Genomic DNA, 3,049 nt, shown 5'->3' with positions numbered 1-3,049 from the left:
CACCCGGTGCCATAGCGTCACGTGGCGCAGAGCGCCACGGGGCATGCGTGACACCGCTGAGCGGATGTCACGAGTTCCTTGGGTTTTTGGGTTGCCGGTCTGATGAGCGAGCCCGTCGACACGCTCGCCGCGTCAGCTTTCGGGCTAACGCACCTCGCCCTCGTTGCGGTCCCATCGTCACTTGCGATAGCCTCGCGCGTCCGTCGGCCCCATCGCTCGCCGGCCATTCCTCCCCGTCCCCGTGATCGAGGTCCGCATGCTGCTCGAAGAGACCGACCGTTACGCCCTGCACCGGCAGGGGCGCTATCTTGTCGTCGCCTTCGCGCGTCCGCATCGCGTGCTCGGTACCTGTCGGGTGAACGGCGGGATGTCCGAGACGCTGACCCATCTCGCGAATCATCAGAGTTGCGAGGGTGTGGCCCATCTGGCGCGTTACGAGCGGGTCTTGGGTCTTGGGGCCCGGGATTATCACGCTCAAACGTGCTCCGAGGCCGGGCTTCCGCCCGAGACGACCGCCCTCATGGGGACCGCCGCCAACATGCAATGCGCGGTCGTGGCGCACGCGGATGCGGAGGATCTTTGCGTGACGGTGGTCGCCACCGCCGGGGTGACCGGCAATGCTGTCCGCGCGGGCGATCCGGCTGCTTGGCACGAGGAGGCCGACGGCAGTCGTCCGGCCCGTCGCGGCCGTTCCGCGGAACCGGCGGGGCAGACCGGAGCCGAAGTTCCGACCCTCGCCGCTCAATCGCCCAACGACTCCGGCTCGGGAACCATCGTCACATTGGTCCTGATCAACCAGCCCTGCACGCCTGCGTGCTTGGTTCGGGCGGCGACGATGGTGACGGAGGCGAAAAGCTCGGCTCTGCTGGATCTGCGGATGCCGAGCCTGCAGTCGCCGGGCCTGGCGACCGGTACCGGGACCGATCAGCTCGCCATCGCCGCTCCGCTGGCGCACGAAGGCGAGTGGGAGCGTCACTGGGCGGGCGGTCACAACACCTTGGGCGAGCTGCTCGGGCGGGCGACGCATGAGGCGGTGACCCGCTGTCTGCTGCTGCAGAATGGTATTGCTCCCGAGCTCAGGCGAACCATCTGCGCGGCCTTGAGCCGCTTCGGTTGTGACGAGGCCGCGCTGCGGGCCTGCGCCGAGTCCGAGCTGGAGGCTTCGGGCGCGGCCGTCTTCGTCGCGAATCTCCAGGCGGTCCTCCATGATCCACACAGCGCCGCGGCGGCCTATGGCTTGGCGGAGATCCTGGATCTGGTGCGCACAGGGGTGCTGCATGCCGAGGTCGCGCGCGAGGCTGTTCTGAATCAGGCGGCGTTGCTCGGAGCGGCCGTCGCAGTCCAGCCCGAGCGGTTCATGGCGCTGCGCGCGGACCTGACGCCGCATCAATCGTTGCCGGATGGGCGCTTGGCCGCGCTCGCCGTCGTTCTGGGGTTCGCGCACAAATGGGACTGACCGAGCATCTCGCGCTCGTCCTCGCGGCCTGTCTCCTCGATGCCCTGATCGGCGATCCGGTCTATCGTTATCATCCCATCCGAATGATCGGGGCCTGGAGTCTCGGCTGGGAGCGGCTCTTGTTTGCCGTTGGGCTTAAAGGGCGTGTCGGTGGTGTTCTGCATTGGCTGCTGGTGGTCGGGGGCGCGCTGGCGGCCTGGTGGGGCGTTCGATCGGGCCTCGGCTTGCTGCATCCTTGGGCGGCCTTTGCCTGGGATGTCTTCATCGCCTACAGCCTGATCTGCACTCGGGATCTCCTGGATCACGGGCGACGAGTGCTCGAGGCGCTCGATGATCTCCCGCAGGCACGCGCGCGGCTGCGGATGCTGGTCGGTCGCGATACCGAGCAGCTGGAGCGCGACGGCATCGTGCGCGCGACGATCGAAAGCCTCTCGGAGAATCTGACCGACGGTGTCTTGACGCCCTTGTGGGCGCTGTGTCTCTTCGGGCTTCCGGGTCTGATCCTGGTGAAGGCGGTGTCGAGCCTGGATTCGATGGTCGGCTACAAGAACGACCGCTACGGCCGTTTCGGCTGGGCCGCGGCGCGCTCGGACGATCTCGTCCATTGGCTCCCGGCGCGCCTCTCGGTCCCTTTGATCGCCGTTGTGGCGGCATTACTCAAGCTACACCCCCGGCTGGTCTTCCGCGCCGCGCGCGACTATCACGCCATGCTCCCCAGCCCGAATTCCGGCTGGAGCGAGGCGGCCTGCGCAGGCGCGCTGCGGGTCAGACTGGTCGGTCCGATTCGCTACGGGGGGATGCTGGTCACCGAGGCTTACATGGGCGATCCGGATTGGCCGGCCGATCTCGGGGCGACCGACCTCGAGCGCGCGCTGCATCTGATCCTGGTGGCCTGCCTCTTCGCACTCCTCGTCGGTCTGGCCGTCGCGCCGCTGCGCACGGTTCTGCCATGGTGAGGGTTCAAACCGCGTCTAGAGCGAGATGCTCACGTTCGAGTGAGTTCGACGTTTGGTGCATCCTCAGCCTTGAGCGGGGACGCGGTTTAAAATGATCTGTTTCTTAATCTCTTAAACCGCGCTGGCTCCAGCGGTTGTCAAGTCTGCCGGGACCGGTCCCATCCAAAAACATCGCATACTGCGCTGGGCGCGGTTTAATGCGGTCTGTGCTCCGAGCTGCCGACGATCGGCTCCCTCGGCGCCCAATCCAGTCAATGTCCGAGTCTCGAGGTTCTCATGTCCAAAAAGTCTGCGAAGCCCAAGTCGGGCGCCTCCTCCGTGCTGTCCAGCCAGCTCAAGGCGATCGAGCGTCTGATGGAGCGCAGAGATTACGCGACCGCGGCGCGTCGGCTGCGTGCCTTGATCCAGGCCGACCCGGATCAGAGCGGTCCGCGCCGCCTGCTGGTGGAGGCACTGGAGAGCAGCGAGGGTACCCGTGCTGCGGCCATCGCCGCGTTCGATTGGGCGGAGCGTCGTCCCAAGAGCTTGCCCGCACAGGAGATGCTCTTTCGGTACGCACTGCAGTTCGGGCATGTCATGTTGGCGGATCGCACCGCGGAGCGGCTGCGTGCGCTCGGTGCCGAGACGCCCGGTTTTC

Annotated in this window: 2 protein-coding genes and 1 pseudogene; all 3 read left to right on the top strand. The window is 66.7% G+C overall.

The genetic code is table 11. The features are described 5' to 3' along the window. Nucleotides 1-256: 256 nt before the first annotated feature. Nucleotides 257-1,456: an adenosylcobinamide amidohydrolase gene (locus GPT33_RS18200; RefSeq protein ID WP_296811910.1), complete on the top strand. Its 1,200-nt coding sequence runs from the start codon at nucleotides 257-259 to the stop codon at nucleotides 1,454-1,456. Next, nucleotides 1,447-2,412: an adenosylcobinamide-phosphate synthase CbiB gene (gene cbiB, locus GPT33_RS18195; protein WP_296811907.1), complete on the top strand. Its 966-nt coding sequence runs from the start codon at nucleotides 1,447-1,449 to the stop codon at nucleotides 2,410-2,412. Before GPT33_RS18200 ends, cbiB begins: the two co-directional genes overlap by 10 nt. A gap of 276 nt (nucleotides 2,413-2,688) precedes the next feature. Then, nucleotides 2,689-3,049: pseudogene (locus GPT33_RS18190) on the top strand (hypothetical protein); the annotation flags it as partial.

The organism is Thiocapsa sp. (assembly GCF_011390875.1).
Classification (GTDB): Bacteria; Pseudomonadota; Gammaproteobacteria; order Chromatiales; family Chromatiaceae; genus Thiocapsa.
Note: the sequence above shows the minus strand (reverse complement) of the source record. Positions and strands in the feature narration are given on the sequence as shown.

Coding starts and splice junctions, on each gene's coding strand:
- cbiB (WP_296811907.1), top strand. CDS start 1,447: ATGGGACTGACCGAGCATCTCGCGCTCGTCCTCGCGGCCTGTCTCCTC.
- GPT33_RS18200 (WP_296811910.1), top strand. CDS start 257: ATGCTGCTCGAAGAGACCGACCGTTACGCCCTGCACCGGCAGGGGCGC.